Raw genomic sequence first — 14,389 nt, 5'->3', positions numbered from 1 at the left:
CGGTGATCCTCCGGCGTCAATGCCCGTCCGGGCCGAGGTGCCGGACGGCGTCGTAGAAGGCCAGGTTGCTCCGGACGTCCTGCTCGCTCAGGTCGCTGCGTCCGAGCTGGGCGGCGCGGGCCGCGTCCCCCTTCAGCCCCACGACCAGGGCCAAGTTCTGCCGCATCCGCGCGGTGCTCGCCGGGCCGTCGACCAGCGGCAGCAGCAGGGCCTCGGCCTCGTCCAGCCGCCCCCCGAGCGCCAGGGACAGGGCCAGGTTGTTGATCGCCGTGCGGTTCCGCGGGGTGATGTCGAGCGCGTACCGGTACTGCGCCTGGGCTTCCCCGTGGCGGCCCAGCGTGTCGAGCGCCACGCCCAGCCCGACCCGGGCGCGCGCGTCGTTCGGCGCCTGGTCGACCACGGCTCCGAACTGCACCACCGCCAGGTCCGGCTGGCGCAGCTGCATGGCGACGCGGCCCAGGCCCAGGCGGGCATCGACGTTGAAGCGGTCGGCGGCGATGGCGTCGCGGTAGGCCTCCGCCGCCTCGTCGAATTCCTCCGCCCCGGTCAGGGCGTCGCCCAGCCCGACCTGGAGCGCCGCGTTGCCCGGCCGGCCCTCGGCCAGGGCGCGGTACAGCTTGGCCGCATAGCCGTAGTTGCCGGCGGCGCGGGCGCTTTCGGCGAGCTTGAGCTGGAGGCGTCCCTTGTCGTCCAGCACCGTCGCCGCCGGCGCGGTCGCGACCGCGGGGCGGGCGTCCATGCCGGTGCCGACGCAGGCCGAGGTCAGCAGGCAGCCCAGCATCAGGGCGAGAGCGGCGGTCCGGCGGGAGCCGCGGGGAGCGGAGGCGTGGGGCATGGCGGAAGGATCCTTCGGGAAAGCGGTCAGCGGGCGGCCAGGGCGGCGAGCAGGTCGAGCGCCGCCGGCCCGGCGACGACGATGAAGACGCAGGGCAGGATGAATCCCACCATCGGCAGGGTGATCAGCACGGGCAGCTTGGCGGCGCGCTCCTCGAAGCGGACCAGGCGCTCCCGGCGCATCTCGTTGGCGAGCACGCGCAGCGCCTGGCCGAGCGGCGTGCCGTAGCGCATGGTCTGGCTCAGGGTCGCGACCAGGCTGCGCAGGGTTTCCAGCTTCAGCCGGTCGGCCATGTCGGCGAGCGCCGCGTAGCGGTCGGGCAGCACCCGCATCTCCGCCGCCGTGATCGCCAGCTCCTTGCCCAGTTCGGGATGGGCCTGCTTCATCTCGCGGGCGACCCGCTCGAAGGCGATGTCCAGGCCCAGGCCGGCCTCGCCGCAGATGACCAGCAGGTCGAGCGCGTCGGGCAGGCCGCGCTCGATCGCCGCGCGCCGGTTGCGGGCCAGCCGGGAAAGCGCGATGTCGGGCAGGCGCCAGCCGGCCAGCGCCGCGCCGGCCAGTCCACCGAACAGGACCAGCGCCTGGGGAGCGACGGGCCGGGTCTCCAGCCACAGCCAGCAGAGCAGCGCCGCCGTTCCGGCCAGGGTCGCCTTGAGGCCGACGAAGAAGGCCGGGGCGCCCGGCTGGCCGTAGCCCGCCGCCGCCAGGTGGCCGCGGATCAGGGCCATCTCGGCCTGCCCGACCAGCGGACCCCTGGCCAGGGCGGCGCCGATCCGGTGGAGCGGACCCGGCTGCCCGGCCGCCGGGGCGCCCGAAGCCGCCAGGGCCGATCGGCGCACCCGGTCCAGCCGGTCGTTGAGCCGCTTCCGGGCAAGCCCGACCTGGAGGGTCGCGGCGACCACCGCCATCACCAGGAATGCCGATGCCAGCAGCACGACGTCGAGCGGCTGGAGGGCCAATGGCCCCAGCGTCAGCGCCGCGGCGGAGTCGGTGACCGTATTCATGACAGGGCCCTCCGGATCAGCATCCGCATGGTGACCAGGCCGAGGGTCAGGCTTGCGGCGGCGGTGGCCAGCAGCAGCTTGCCCTGGGGGTCGGTGAACAGGCGGGCCAGGTAATCGGGGTTGATGACGTAGAGGCCGGCGCCCGAAACGAAGGGCAGGGCGGCCAGCACGTAGCTGGAGGTCCGCGCCTCCGCCGACAGCGCGTGGGCGCGCTGGCGGACGGCGCGGCGCTTGCGGATCATGTCGGCGAGGTTGTCCAGGGTCTCCGCCAGGTTGCCGCCGGTCTCGCGCTGGAGCACCACCGTGACGACGAAGAACCGGTATTCCGGCAGCCCGGTACGGGCGGCCAGCGCCCACAGGGCGGTTTCCAGGTCGACGCCGACCGCCAATTCGTCCACCACCCGCTTGAATTCCGGCCCGACCGGCGCCGCCAGCTCGGCGCTGACGATGCGGATTCCCTCGGTCACCGGGACGCCGGCCCGGACCGCGCGGACGATCAGGCCGATCGCGTCGGGGAACTGGTCGAGCAGCCGGTCGTTCACCGCGCGCCGGGCGCGGGTGAAGACGAAGCGCGCGCCGGCGACCCCGCCGCCGGCCGCAGCACCCAGCACCGCCGCCGCCGGCAGCCCGCCGAACGGCCCGGCCGCCCAGGCGCCGAACGCCGCCGCCGCGGCGCCGGTGGCGGCGGCGCGCACCAGCAGCGGACCGCGGGCACCGGGCATCCGCGGGTCGTAGCCGAAGACGCGGCACACCGCCCGGCGGACCCGGCGCAGCCGCCCGTCCTGCTGCCCCAGGGTGATGCGGACCGGCTGGCCGGTGGCCGGGCGGGCCGGCAGGCCGCGGCTTCCGGCGTCGTGCAGGTCCGCGATGCGGCGGTTCAGCCGCTGGCGGCGGTTCCGCGCCGATACGAGCAGCGGCACCGCCGCCAGCAGGGTGGCGACGAAGCCGAGCAGAAGGAGGTCGAGCGGTTCGAGAGTGTCCATCGCGGCCGCCCCCTTACCCGCGGTCCTGGTCGATGGCGGCCAGGTACGCGCCATCCAGACCGAAATATTCCAGGCGGTCCATGAAGGACGGCCTGACGCCGGCCGACCGGAAGGTGCCGCGGATGGTGCCGTCCCGGTTGTCGCCCTGGAACTCGAAGGTGAAGAGATCCTGGGTTACCATGACGTCGCCCTCCAGCCCCGCCAGTTCCGACACCTGGGTCACCCGGCGGACGCCGTCGCGCATGCGCTGGACCTGGACGATCAGGTGGACGGCGCTGGCGATCTGGTGGCGGACCGCGCGGGGCGGCAGGTTGACGCTGCCCATCATCACCATGTTCTCGATCCGGGCGAGCGCGTCGCGGGTGTTGTTCGCGTGGACCGTGGACATCGAGCCGTCGTGGCCGGTGTTCATGGCCTGGAGCATGTCGAACGCCTCGGACCCGCGCACCTCGCCGATGATGATGCGGTCGGGCCGCATCCGCAGCGCGTTCCGCACCAGGTCGCGCTGGGTGATCTGGCCGTGGCCTTCCAGGTTGGGCGGCCGGGTCTCCAGCCGGACCACGTGGGGCTGCTGGAGCTGAAGCTCGGCGGCGTCCTCGATGGTGACCACCCGCTCGCCGGCGTCGATCATGCGCGACATGGCGTTGAGCAGCGTCGTCTTGCCCGAGCCGGTGCCGCCCGAGATGATGACGTTGAGCCGGGCGCGCGCGAAGATCTCCAGCACCCGGGCCATCGGCTCCGACAGGCTGCGATACCCGACCAGCGTCGCGAAATCGATGCGCCGGCGGGCGAACTTGCGGATGGAGATGCAGGTGCCGTCGAGCGCCAGCGGCGGCACCACGATGTTGACGCGGCTGCCGTCGGGCAGGCGGGCATCGACCATCGGGCTGGACTCGTCGATCCTCCGGCCGATGCCGCCGGCGATCCGCTGGGCGATGTTGAGCACGTGCTGCTGGTCGCGGAAGCGGACGTTGGACAGCACAAGCTTGCCCTGCTGCTCGACGAACACCCGGTTCGGCCCGTTCACCATGATGTCGGTGATCCGGTCGTCCTCCAGCAGCGGTTCCAGCGGGCCGAAGCCCAGCATGTCGTGGACCAGCTCGGTGGCGAGCTGGCCCTGCTCCCGGCTGTTGAGCTGGAAGCGGTTCTCGGTCGCGATCTCGTCGATCAGGGATTCCAGCAGCGGCCGCAGCGCCGCCGGTTCCAGTCGCGACACGGCGGCCGGATCGATCCGGTTCATCGCCTCGGTCCGGATGCCGTCGAGCGAGCGGGCGCGCGGCGATGCCGGGTCGAGGGCGGCCGGCCCCTCGACGGCGGGCGGCACGGAGACCGGGGATGCCGCCGGCACCGGCTGCGGGACGGACGGAAGCGTTCCCGGCTTGCGGCCGAACAGGGCGTTCATCGCGCGGCCCTCCCGGAGCGGAACAGCCGGGCCAGCAGGCCGGCGGCGCCGGTCGCGGACTGGCCGGACACCGCCCCGGCCAGCCGGGAGATGTCGGACTTGAACGGCGCGCAGCGGCGGATCGCCGGTTCGCCCAGGGTCGCCGCCTCGATCAGCGGCTTCGGCCGGCACTCGATCGCGCAGTCCGCCGGCGATCCCAGCGCGCGGCCGAAGTCGGCGGGCGACAGCGCGCCGGGCGCGCCGCGGCGGTTATGGACGGTCAGGGTCTGGCGGGCGGTGCCGGACGCCTCGAAGGCGCCGCGCAGCCGAAGCGCGTCGCGGGCGCCCGCCAGGTTGCCGTCGGCCACGATGATCCGCAGCGCCGCGTGGTCGAGCACGGCGCGGGCGGTCTCCGACAGGCCGTGCGGCACGTCGGCCACCACGTAGTGGTACCGGCCCTTCAGGCAGTCCAGCAGGTCCAGGACCGCGCGCGGGTTCTGGGCCACCGGCGGCAGGATCGGCTCCTCGGTCGCCAGCACGTCCAGCCGGTCGGAGGCTTGCTGCATGGCGCGTTCCAGGAACAGGGCGTCGACCCGTTCCGGCGCCTCGACCGCCTCGCGCAGGCCGCGGCCCGGCTTCAGGTTCAGGTGCAGGGCGACCGTGCCGGTGTGGAGGTCAAGATCGACCAGCGCGATCCGGCGGCGGTCGATGTCGGCCAGGTAGGCCGCCAGGTTGACCGCGACCGTGGTGGTCCCGACGCCGCCGCGCGCACCCGTCACCGCGATCAGCTTGCCCTGGCGCCCCGCCTCCTCGCCGCGCGCGGCGGTCCCGGCGGCGCGGCCCAGCAGCGCCTCGACCTGGTCGGCGGGAAGCGGCTTGAACAGGTACTCGGCGACCCCCAGGCCGCGCAGGTTGCGGTAGAGCGCCACGTCGTTGCGGTCGCCGATCGCGACGACCGTGACGCTGGGCTCGCACACCTGGGACAGGGCCTCCATGGCGCCGATCGGCAGCTCGATCCCGCTGATGTCGACGATCAGCAGGGCGGGCGAGCGCTGGCGGGCCAGGTCGCGGGCCGCGGTCCGGACGTCGCCGCGCCGGACCTCGAACTCGCCGACCAGGAGCTGGGCCGCCGCCTGCCGCAGGGTCGCTTCCGTCGCGGCGTCGGTGACGTAGGCCACGACCTTGCCGCCGCGCTCGCCGGCCGAAGCGGGGGAGGGGGCAGGGGCGGGGGCCGCCAGGGGGGAATGGGACGGTTGGGCCAGGGCGGTCATGGCGGTCACTGCTTCGAGAGGGTTGCGCCGCGTCCACCGGTCGCGGTGGTCGAGGTGAAGGGCTTGACCTTGTCGGTCTGGTACCGGGCGATGGCGCCGGCCTCGCGGGCGGCGTCCGCCGGGCCGAGGGTGCGGCCGATCACCAGGTCGCGCGGGTCCTCCACCATGAGCTGGAGGTTGCGGTTGGTGACGCAGCCGAGCGGCAGCAGCGGGCCGTTCTCCACGTAGTTCTTCTGGATGTCGGGCCAGCCGGCGCAGGTCGGCGGCGTCACCTCGAACCGCTGGAGCAGGATGCGGACGCTGCCGGAGGCCGGGGCGGAAGCCGCGGGATCGTCGCCGAAGCTGACATGTCCCGGCGGCACGCCGGCGTCGGCCAGCAGCCGGACCAGTTCCGCCCGCGCCTCCGACGGAGCGCCGGCGATGCGCGCCCGGGTCGTGGCCGGCGAGCCGAAATCGGCCAGGGTCCGCAGGGCGGCGGCGCGGTCGGCGCCGTTGATCCGTCCCTGGGCATCCACCGGCAGCAGGAAGTTTCCGTCGATCGCGTCGATCACGCCGACATTGCCGATCCGGGCCTGTTCGAGGGGTTGGTCCGGGGTGGCGGCGCAGGCCGAGGCCAGCAGCAGGCCGGCGAGAACGGTGGCGAAGCGGGGAATGGGATGCATGGGATGTCTCCTGTGACGCGCCGGGCTGCCGGGTTTGGATCGATCAGTCGAGGATGAAGCCGACATCGCCGCGCAGGCGCACGCCGCCGGGGCCGAACAGCAGGTTGCCGCCGTCGGAGCGGCCGGGCTTGTTGATCCGGCCGGCGAAGATCCGCTCCACGTCGGAGGCCGGGACATAGTTGTCGGTCGGCGCCTGGATCGCTCCCGGCTGGGACACCGGGGTGACCATGTAGGGGGTCACGACGATCACCAGCTCGGTCTCGTTCCGCTGGAACCGGGTCGAGCTGAACAGGCCGCCGAGCACCGGCACGTCGCCCAGGCCGGGCACCCGCTGGGCCACGGTGCGGCTGTTGTTCTGGAGCAGCCCGGCGACCGCGAAGCTCTGGCCGCTGCCCAGCTCGACCGTCGTCTCGGCGCGGCGCACGTTCAGCGCCGGGATCTTCAGGTCCTCGATGACCACGGCGCCCTCCTCGGTCAGCTCGCTGACCTCCGGCCGGACCTTCATGCTGATCCGCTCGCCCGACAGGACGGTCGGGGTGAAGTCGAGGCTGACGCCGAACTGCTTGAACTCGATGGTGATCTGGCCGTCGCGCTGGTTGACCGGGATCGGGAACTCGCCGCCGGCGAGGAAGCTGGCCGTCTCGCCCGACAGGGCCGTCAGGTTCGGCTCCGCCAGGATCGACACCAGTCCGTCCTCCGCCAGGGCGTCGATCACCGTGTTGACGTCCACCCGGCCGTTGCTCGACCGGTAGCCGACCGGCAGGGTCGCGGCGCCGGTGGCGGACCGCAGGATGGAGCCGCCGGCGACCAGGGCGTCGCGGCCGGTGGCGATGCCGAAGGTGAAGGCGCCGACGTTGAACAGGCTCTCCCAGTTGAAGCCCAGCTCCTTGGTGACCGACCGCGACACCTCGGCGATGCGGACCCGCAGGTTCACCTGGGAGCCGGCGCTGACGCGCAGCCGGTTGACCACCTGCTGTTCCTTGCCGAGATACTGGCGCACCAGCTCGGCGGCCTGGGACGCCGTCGCCGGGCTGGGCGCCGTGCCGGACAGGATGATGCCGCCGGGGGTCGATTCCAGCTCCGCCTGCACGTCCGGCACCTGGGTCGCCAGGCGGCGCTTCAGGTCGCCCAGCGGCTGGGTCACCGCGACCGTGTAGGACACCAGCGGCTTGCCGTCGGCGCCCAGCGCGAAGACGCTGGTGCGGCCGGCGGCTTTGCCGAAGACGAAGAAGGAGGCCCCGTCGGGCGGCGCCTGGACGTCGGCGATCTCCGGGTTGGCGACGAAGATGGTGGAAGCCGGGCGGGCCAGGGTGACGGTCTTGCCGGCGTTGACCTCGATCGTCACTTCCGTGTCGGCCAGGGCGGGGCCGGGGATCGTCAGGCAAGAAACGGCTAGCAGGGAAGCGAGCGGCAAGGAAACGGGCAGCGGGGAGACATGGGTGGCGGCTATGCCGGCCAGCGCGGCCCGGCCCAGTCGGCGGGCGATGGTCTGGATCATGACCTGTGGCTCCTTTCGGGCAGCGTCGGGGGCGGGTTTCATTGGCCGGTGCGGGACGAACCGCGCAGGATCTGGACGCCGGCCGGGGCGGACGGGCCGGGTGCGGCGGCGGGGGCCGGGGGTTTCTGCAAGGCGAGCGCCGGGGAAACGTCGGCCGCCCAGGTCGGCGTGACCTTGCCGGCGTCGGCCGCCTCCGCCTCGCCCCCGGTGGCGACGCTGCGCAGCGCCAGGGCCAGCCGGCCGAGGCCGGAAGCCACCGCGATCATCTCCGCCTGGCGGGAGGTCGCCTCCAGCGTCACGGTGCGCGGCACCCGCAGTTCGGCGGCGGCGGAGGGATCGCTGGACGCCTCGTTCAGGTGCTGGTCGATCGCCAGGACCCGCAGGTCGCTCAGCACGGTCTCGCCGACGGCCTTCCGGGTGGGCTTGGTGTCCTCCTGCTCGAAGGTCTGGGTCAGGATCAGGTCCACCCGGTCACCGGGCCAGATCAGGCCGCTGGCGGCGCTGACCGCGTCCACCGCGACCGCCACGGCCCGGTTGCCGGGCGTCATGACGGCGGCCAGGAAACCGCGGTCGCCCGGGCTGACCAGCTGGCCGCGGACCAGCGGCTCGTCGGCCACCATGTTGCGCCGGGCGACGGAGCCGAAGACGGTCTCGGCGGAGGTATCCATGCGGTTGATGTAGCCGGCCGGGAGGTCGCCCGAGGTCCAGTCCTGCCAGCGCACGTCGTCCGCCCGCAGCATGGAGCCCGCCGCGACCGGGCGGGCGGCGACCAGGATGGCGCGCCCCAGAACCGGGGCGGGGGCCGCGACGGCGGTGCCGGTCTCCTTGGGCAGGGACCGCATCACGACGAGCCCGACGATGCCGACGGACAGGCTGACGAGAGCGACGAGCAGAATTCGCATGAGCATGACGGCACCCTGTTCAGGAGAGACCGCCGAGCGTCACCAGGGCGCCGGCGGCGATGGCTACGCCGTAGGGAATGGATTGCTTGCGGGCGACCCGCCGGTGTTCCGCCGCCAGCACCAGGCCGAAACGGCGGCGTGCCGACCGTCGCGCGGGACCGGAAGGGGCCGGGACCGCATGGGGCAGGCCGGACAGCAGCAGGTATCCGGCCAGGTAGGCCAGGGCCAGGATGCCGCCCGCCAGGGCGGTGGCGGCCAGGAAATCCGTGAGGCGGTCGAAACCTAGAAGGAAAGTGCTTGAACCGATCAGCTTCGCGTCGCCGCCGCCGAGCAGGCCGGCCGCGCACAGCATGACCAGGGCCGCGAACACTCCGAAAGAAACGGCGGCGTCGAAGAAGGCCGAGGCGCCGCCGTCTATGAGTGTCAGTCGGAGGAGAGCGAGCAGAAAAAGTGCTATGGAACAGCTGTCCGGGATCGTCCTCGCCGCGACGTCGTGCGCCGCGGCCAGGGCGTAGATCAGGCAGGCCGCCAGGAGGATCGGTTCGACGGCTGTCATGGCGTTTCCTCCGGCGGCAGGCTGGTGGTGGAACGGAGGATCAGTTGCCGCCGCCGGCGCCGCCGGCAGCCGCGCCACCGGTCGAAACGCCGCCGATCGTGGTCGCCAGTCCGCTGAACATGGTGTTCAGGTTGGTGCCGAGCTGGCCGACGCCGACCATGATGACCACGGCGATCAGGCTCGCGATCAGGCCGTATTCCAGGGCGGTGACGCCGCGGCGGCTGGACAGGGCCGGCGCGATACGGCGGACGGTGGGCAGGTTGGAGACGAAGGAGAGGGCGATCTTGACGTTTTCCATGGTACTGGCTCCTGTATGCGATCAGGTCTAGGGAGGAAGCGGGAGGTGACAGTCCGGGGGGTTCCTCGTCGCGGGCCGGAGGACTCCGGGCGCCGGCGAGAAACGGCCATGATGAAAACTGCCTAAGGAACGGTTTCTTTGAAAATCGCGGGTTTGTTTTGTACTGGGAAGTGTTCGCTTAAATTTTCACTGCTATCTAACTTGTCGTTAACCGGTTTATCTGAGTTTTCCTGATGTTCACTTCGGCTCCTTTGCGGTTCGTGTCATTCCGTGCTTGATGAACTCAATGTGCTTAAATTTCGAAGCAAGCTCAAACTATCGATAGGCATAGTTTTCCTACCACGAACGATTTAGCATCTTGTTAACCAACGTGATAACCGCCTGAAAAAGAAGGGTTTTTAGATAAAATGCCGTATTGTTCTGCGATTTCGGGGTGGGGTGAGCTTAACAAAATCTTAAGTGTTATGCGCTTGGATCGGGTTTTAATCCGTTCGCATATGCAAATCTGCCCTCTCGCCGTTCCCGAAGGGACACGGGCGTGACGCGCTCCTTCCGGCGTCGTCGCTGGTCGGGGCGCTCCCGCAGGGGAGCCCTGGGCGAGTTCGGAACGCTGTTGCGCCTTGTCTTCGGATCGGCCGCGGCGACCGTCGCGGCCTATCTGGACAGGCAGGGAACCGGAGCGGGTCCGGGTGCTTCCGCGGCCCTGTGCCGCCGCGAGCTGGCCGTCAGGAAGGCGGAATGCGCCCGCCTGGCCGACGAGATCCGGCGCTACGACAAGGCGCGCGACATCCTGATCGCCCAGGTGGCGGCGGAGGCGGATGATGCCAAGCGCGCCGTGCTGAGCCGATCGCTCGATGCCCTGGAGAACCGGCTGACCGGCTGGCTGGACGAGCACGACGCCTTGCTGGAGACGATCGCCCGGCTGGAGGCGGACCTCGCCTTCTTCGACGCCGCCTCCGGCGCCGCCGGGGAGGAGGGCGCCGGGGACCCGGACCGGGATTCCGGCCGGGAGGAGGCGGCGCCTCCCGGAGGCGGGTCGTCCACGCCCGACGCGGCGACCGCGCGCCATCTCGCCGCGCTCGGCCTGACCAGCCTGCCGGCGAACTTGGCCGACTTGAAGTCCGCCTATCGCGTCCGGCTGAAATCGGTCCACCCCGACGTCAGCGGCCGGCCGTCGTCCGACGATGCTGCCCGTGCGACCGTCGCCTTCGCCGAACTGCGCCGCCGGTTCGAATAGGACAAGGGGGCTTCACCCAGCCTTAACCATCCGGCGGCTATACCGCGCAGCGATCCCGCACCGCTGCCGCGATCCGCTGGCAGGGTCATTTCCTGAGGGTTGGGCACTATGATCCTTTTCCGCTTGGCCTTGGCCGCCCTGATGCTGGTGGCCACGGCGCTCGTCTCCCCCTCCATCGGCAATTCGGCCCAGAAGGCGGCCGACAAGAAGGCGCCGCCCGCCTGTGGAGCCGTCTCGTTCCGGCCGCTGCCGCCCGGCATGGCCGATGGCGAGCAGCAGTCCGGCCTGTACCGGTCGCGCTTCGGCTCGGTCGTCGTGATGGCGAAGGTCCAGGGCGGCCAGCCGACCGACTATTACATGCAGTTGAACGGAAAGACGCCCGAGCCCTTCACCGCAGCCGTCCCGAAGTCGGCCGACGGGTGCCTGAAATCCAAGAGCGTCAAGCTACCGGTTGCCAAGGCCGAGGGCGCCTGTGTCGGCACCCGGTTCCGCGTCGTGCTCGACCGCAGCACCCCGCAGCCGCTCGCGATGCTCTTCACCCTTCAGGGCGGCGACTGGAAGCTGTGCAGCACCGCCAAGGCGTAAAAGCCTTCGCTCCTTCCTGATGCGGAGGGGCGGCGTCCCGCCGCCTGAGGTGCGCGGGACGCGCACCCTCCATACAGCCCTTCCGCCCGCCCGGGCGGGAGGGCTTTTTCGTTCCCCCCTCCTGGTCAAGACAGATTGGCGCATTGACAGTTTTGGTCAAATAATTTACCCGTCATTTCAAAGAGGGTAAATTCAAAGATGGGGGAACGCTCTTGAGCGCCATTTCCACGCCGTCGGCCGCCGTTCCTCCGGAGCGGCCGGAGACGGTCTATTTCTTCGGCACCTGCCTGGTCGATTTGTTCTATCCCCAAGCCGGCTTGGCGGGCATGGAGCTGCTCAAGCGCCAGGGTTTGCGGGTGGTGTTTCCCCAGGACCAGACCTGCTGCGGTCAGCCGGCCCGCAACTGCGGTTTTTTCGAGGAGGCGCGCGCCGTCGCCCGCGCCCAGTTCGACGCGTTCCCCGAGCCCTGGCCGATCGTCGTCCCGTCGGGAAGCTGCGCCGGGATGATGCGCGTCCATTATCCCCAGCTGTTCGCCGACCAGCCCGACCGGGAGCGGGCGGAGGCGTTCGCCGCGCGGGTCTACGAGCTGAGTTGGTTCCTTGTCCATGTGCTCGACTGCAAGCTGGCGGACCACGGCGAACCGGTGACGGTGACGTGGCACGCCTCCTGCCATTCCATGCGCGAGATGGGCGTGACCGACGAGCCCAAGCGGCTGCTCCGCTCGCTCGCCAACGTGACGCTGGTGGAGAACCCGCGCGAGCGGGAATGCTGCGGCTTCGGCGGCACCTTCTCGGTCCGCCAGCCGGAGGTTTCCGCCGCCATGGTCGCGGACAAGATCGACGCCCTGCGGTCCACCGGCGCGGCTGAGATGGTCACCGGCGACTGCGGCTGCCTGATGAACATCTCGGGCGCCCTGGACAGGATGGGCGGTAAGGCCGGTCCTCCGCTGCGCAGCCGGCACCTCGCCGAATTCCTGCTGGAGCGCAGCGATGACCGTTGACGCGCAGCCTGATGCCGGGGCGCCCAAGGCCGGCAGCTTCGCGGAGCGCGCCCACCTGGCGCTGAACGACAAGCCGTTGCGGGCCAATTTCCGCCGCGCCATGGACGGGCTCATGGCCAAGCGGGCGGCGCAGTTCCCCGACGCCGCCGATCTGGCCGCCTTGCGGGCGCGGGGGGCCGCGATCAAGGAGCGGGCGCTGGCCCGGCTGCCCGACCTGCTGGAACAGTTGGAGGCGCGCTGCGCCGAGAACGGCATCAGGGTCCACTGGGCCGAGACCACCGACGAGGCCAACCGGATCGTTCTCGGCATCTTCCGGGAGCACGGCGTGAAGACCGTGGTCAAGGGCAAGTCGATGGTGTCGGAGGAGATGCACCTGAACGCCTTCCTGGGCGAGCACGGCATCCAGGCGATCGAATCCGACCTGGGCGAGTACATCATCCAGCTCGCCGGCGAGATGCCCAGCCACATCGTCATGCCCTGCATCCACAAGAACAAGGGCCAGATCGGCGCCCTGTTCGCGGAGCATATCGAGGGCCAGCGCTACACCGAGGACGTGGACGAACTGACCGCCGCGGCGAGGCGCGTGCTGCGCGACCGCTTCGCGGAGGCCGACGCCGGCATTTCCGGCGTCAATTTCGCGGTCGCGGAGACCGGCACCCTGGTATTGGTCGAGAACGAGGGTAACGGCCGCCTTTCCACCACCCTGCCGCCGCTCCACGTCGCGGTCATGGGGATCGAGAAGCTGGTCGAGACCCTGGACGACATCCCGCCGCTGCTGGCGCTGCTGCCGCGCTCGGCGACCGGCCAGCCGATCACGACCTATGTCAACATGATAACCTCGCCCCGCTGCGAGGGGGAGAAGGACGGCCCGCGCGAGGTGCATCTGGTGCTGCTCGACAACGGCCGGACCCGCGTCTACGCCGACCCGGAACTGCGCGAGACCTTGCGCTGCATCCGCTGCGGCGCCTGCATGAACCACTGCCCGGTCTATGCCCGGGTCGGCGGGCACACCTATGACGCGGTATATCCCGGCCCGATCGGCAAGATCCTGACGCCGCAGATCGCCGGGCTCGACGTGGCCGGCGACCTGCCCCACGCGTCCAGCCTGTGCAACGCCTGCGTCGAGGTCTGCCCGGTCAAGATCCCGATCGCCGACATCCTGGTCCGGCTGCGGCGGGAGGCCGTGCGGCCGTCCGCCTCGAACTCCGTGCAGGGGGCCGCGGTGAAGGGTGCCGGCGACGGCTGGACCCTGTCGGAAAGCTCCGTCTGGGCCGGCTGGAAATGGCTCCACGCCAATCCCGCCCTGTACCGCCTGGGCGCCCGCGCCCTGGCCCTGGCCGGCAACCTGATCCCGGCGGGCGTGCCGCCGCTGAAGGCCTGGACCAGCGTCCGTTCCAAACCGAAGTTCGCGCCCAGGACCCTCCACCAGCTCGCCCGCGACAAGGGTTTCGACGATGCATGACTCCTCCGGCACCCGCGCCCGCATCCTGTCCCGCCTGCGCGCCGCCCCGCCGTCCCCGGCGCCCGCGCTGCCGGACTGGCGCGCTCCCCGATTCGACGCCCCGACCCGGCTCGATCGGTTCCGCACCATGCTCGAAGCCATGAAGGCGGAGGTCCACGAGGTCGACGCGGCGGACTGGCCGCGCCGCCTGCGCACCCTGCTGGACAACCGCGGCGTCCGGGCCGTGGTCCACGGCGACGGCTCCGACGCGGCGCGGCAGCTCGGCGAGGCCTGGGGCGCCGATCCCCAGGCGCCGCGGCTGGTCGCCTACGACCGGGCGGTCGAGCAGTGGAAGGGCGAGCTGGTCCATGGGGTGGATGCCGGCGTCACCCTTGCGATCGGGGGCATCGCCGAGACCGGCACGCTGATCCTGTGGCCGACCGCGGCGGAGCCCCGCCTGATGTCGCTGCTGCCGCCGATCCACGTGGCGCTGGTGGAGGAGGATACCATCCGCGACAGCTTCGCCGAGGTGGTCCGGGAGCAGGGCTGGGCCGGGCGCATGCCGACCAACGTCGTCCTGGTCTCCGGCCCGTCGAAGACCGCCGACATCGAGCAGACGCTGGCCTTCGGCGTCCACGGCCCGAAGGAACTGATCGTCCTGGTGCTCAAGCGAGCCGGGAGGACCTACGCCGCCGCTGGATAAAAGCTTTCACCAAGATACTTGCCGTTGCAAAG

15 protein-coding genes are annotated in these 14,389 nt (G+C 71.3%); 5 read left to right on the top strand and 10 right to left on the bottom strand.

The window, feature by feature from the left end:
* Positions 1 to 16 precede the first annotated feature (16 nt).
* The 10 genes from JL100_RS33925 to JL100_RS33880 are packed head-to-tail and all read right to left on the bottom strand — an operon-like array spanning position 17 to position 9,390.
* On the bottom strand, positions 17 to 835 hold the full coding sequence (locus JL100_RS33925) for a tetratricopeptide repeat protein (protein ID WP_202683039.1): 819 nt from the start codon (positions 833 to 835) through the stop codon (positions 17 to 19).
* A gap of 26 nt (positions 836 to 861) precedes the next feature.
* On the bottom strand, positions 862 to 1,839 hold the full coding sequence (locus JL100_RS33920) for a type II secretion system F family protein (protein ID WP_228421743.1): 978 nt from the start codon (positions 1,837 to 1,839) through the stop codon (positions 862 to 864).
* Positions 1,836 to 2,822, bottom strand: coding sequence for a type II secretion system F family protein (locus tag JL100_RS33915; RefSeq protein WP_202683038.1), 987 nt, complete (start codon positions 2,820 to 2,822; stop codon positions 1,836 to 1,838). Before JL100_RS33915 ends, JL100_RS33920 begins: the two co-directional genes overlap by 4 nt.
* A 13-nt stretch (positions 2,823 to 2,835) precedes the next feature.
* Complete coding sequence (locus JL100_RS33910) at positions 2,836 to 4,224, bottom strand: CpaF family protein (RefSeq protein ID WP_202683037.1); 1,389 nt, start codon at positions 4,222 to 4,224, stop codon at positions 2,836 to 2,838.
* Positions 4,221 to 5,474: an AAA family ATPase gene (locus JL100_RS33905; protein WP_202683036.1), complete on the bottom strand. Its 1,254-nt coding sequence runs from the start codon at positions 5,472 to 5,474 to the stop codon at positions 4,221 to 4,223. The genes JL100_RS33910 and JL100_RS33905 overlap by 4 nt, the downstream gene beginning before the upstream one ends.
* Before the next feature lie 5 nt (positions 5,475 to 5,479).
* A complete protein-coding gene (locus JL100_RS33900) occupies positions 5,480 to 6,136 on the bottom strand; it encodes a CpaD family pilus assembly lipoprotein (RefSeq protein WP_202683035.1) in 657 nt (218 codons plus the stop codon).
* A gap of 43 nt (positions 6,137 to 6,179) precedes the next feature.
* A complete protein-coding gene (locus JL100_RS33895; RefSeq protein WP_202683034.1) occupies positions 6,180 to 7,634 on the bottom strand; it encodes a type II and III secretion system protein family protein in 1,455 nt (484 codons plus the stop codon).
* A 38-nt stretch (positions 7,635 to 7,672) separates the two neighbouring features.
* Positions 7,673 to 8,542: a Flp pilus assembly protein CpaB gene (gene cpaB, locus JL100_RS33890; protein WP_202683033.1), complete on the bottom strand. Its 870-nt coding sequence runs from the start codon at positions 8,540 to 8,542 to the stop codon at positions 7,673 to 7,675.
* Between the two features lie 13 nt (positions 8,543 to 8,555).
* A complete protein-coding gene (locus JL100_RS33885; protein ID WP_202683032.1) occupies positions 8,556 to 9,092 on the bottom strand; it encodes a prepilin peptidase in 537 nt (178 codons plus the stop codon).
* Between the two features lie 40 nt (positions 9,093 to 9,132).
* Positions 9,133 to 9,390, bottom strand: a complete 258-nt coding sequence (locus JL100_RS33880; RefSeq protein WP_202683031.1) for a Flp family type IVb pilin — start codon at positions 9,388 to 9,390, stop codon at positions 9,133 to 9,135.
* A 538-nt stretch (positions 9,391 to 9,928) separates the two neighbouring features.
* On the opposite strand from JL100_RS33880, the gene JL100_RS33875 reads away from it, so the two are divergent.
* The 5 genes from JL100_RS33875 to JL100_RS33855 all read left to right on the top strand — a co-directional run bounded on the left by JL100_RS33875 (position 9,929) and on the right by JL100_RS33855 (position 14,357).
* Positions 9,929 to 10,627: a J domain-containing protein gene (locus tag JL100_RS33875; protein WP_202683030.1), complete on the top strand. Its 699-nt coding sequence runs from the start codon at positions 9,929 to 9,931 to the stop codon at positions 10,625 to 10,627.
* Between the two features lie 108 nt (positions 10,628 to 10,735).
* Positions 10,736 to 11,212, top strand: coding sequence for a hypothetical protein (locus JL100_RS33870; RefSeq protein ID WP_202683029.1), 477 nt, complete (start codon positions 10,736 to 10,738; stop codon positions 11,210 to 11,212).
* Positions 11,213 to 11,424: 212 nt separating this feature from the next.
* The gene (locus JL100_RS33865) at positions 11,425 to 12,213 is read left to right on the top strand and encodes a (Fe-S)-binding protein (protein WP_228421742.1); all 789 of its coding nucleotides are present in this window, start codon (positions 11,425 to 11,427) and stop codon (positions 12,211 to 12,213) included.
* Positions 12,203 to 13,675, top strand: a complete 1,473-nt coding sequence (locus tag JL100_RS33860) for a LutB/LldF family L-lactate oxidation iron-sulfur protein (RefSeq protein ID WP_202683028.1) — start codon at positions 12,203 to 12,205, stop codon at positions 13,673 to 13,675. Before JL100_RS33865 ends, JL100_RS33860 begins: the two co-directional genes overlap by 11 nt.
* On the top strand, positions 13,668 to 14,357 hold the full coding sequence (locus JL100_RS33855) for a LutC/YkgG family protein (protein ID WP_202683027.1): 690 nt from the start codon (positions 13,668 to 13,670) through the stop codon (positions 14,355 to 14,357). The genes JL100_RS33860 and JL100_RS33855 overlap by 8 nt, the downstream gene beginning before the upstream one ends.
* Positions 14,358 to 14,389 lie beyond the last annotated feature (32 nt).

It is taken from the genome of Skermanella mucosa (genome assembly GCF_016765655.2).
Lineage (GTDB): Bacteria > Pseudomonadota > Alphaproteobacteria > Azospirillales > Azospirillaceae > Skermanella > Skermanella mucosa.
The sequence above is the reverse complement of the archived record's forward strand: the minus strand, read 5'-3'. Positions and strand labels throughout refer to the sequence as shown.

Bases quoted from the DNA above. Each gene is read 5' to 3' on its own strand.
- JL100_RS33925 (WP_202683039.1), bottom strand. From the start codon at position 835: ATGCCCCACGCCTCCGCTCCCCGCGGCTCCCGCCGGACCGCCGCTCTC.
- JL100_RS33920 (WP_228421743.1), bottom strand. From the start codon at position 1,839: ATGAATACGGTCACCGACTCCGCCGCGGCGCTGACGCTGGGGCCATTG.
- JL100_RS33915 (WP_202683038.1), bottom strand. From the start codon at position 2,822: ATGGACACTCTCGAACCGCTCGACCTCCTTCTGCTCGGCTTCGTCGCC.
- JL100_RS33910 (WP_202683037.1), bottom strand. From the start codon at position 4,224: ATGAACGCCCTGTTCGGCCGCAAGCCGGGAACGCTTCCGTCCGTCCCG.
- JL100_RS33905 (WP_202683036.1), bottom strand. From the start codon at position 5,474: ATGACCGCCCTGGCCCAACCGTCCCATTCCCCCCTGGCGGCCCCCGCC.
- JL100_RS33900 (WP_202683035.1), bottom strand. From the start codon at position 6,136: ATGCATCCCATTCCCCGCTTCGCCACCGTTCTCGCCGGCCTGCTGCTG.
- JL100_RS33895 (WP_202683034.1), bottom strand. From the start codon at position 7,634: ATGATCCAGACCATCGCCCGCCGACTGGGCCGGGCCGCGCTGGCCGGC.
- cpaB (WP_202683033.1), bottom strand. From the start codon at position 8,542: ATGCTCATGCGAATTCTGCTCGTCGCTCTCGTCAGCCTGTCCGTCGGC.
- JL100_RS33885 (WP_202683032.1), bottom strand. From the start codon at position 9,092: ATGACAGCCGTCGAACCGATCCTCCTGGCGGCCTGCCTGATCTACGCC.
- JL100_RS33880 (WP_202683031.1), bottom strand. From the start codon at position 9,390: ATGGAAAACGTCAAGATCGCCCTCTCCTTCGTCTCCAACCTGCCCACC.
- JL100_RS33870 (WP_202683029.1), top strand. From the start codon at position 10,736: ATGATCCTTTTCCGCTTGGCCTTGGCCGCCCTGATGCTGGTGGCCACG.
- JL100_RS33860 (WP_202683028.1), top strand. From the start codon at position 12,203: ATGACCGTTGACGCGCAGCCTGATGCCGGGGCGCCCAAGGCCGGCAGC.
- JL100_RS33855 (WP_202683027.1), top strand. From the start codon at position 13,668: ATGCATGACTCCTCCGGCACCCGCGCCCGCATCCTGTCCCGCCTGCGC.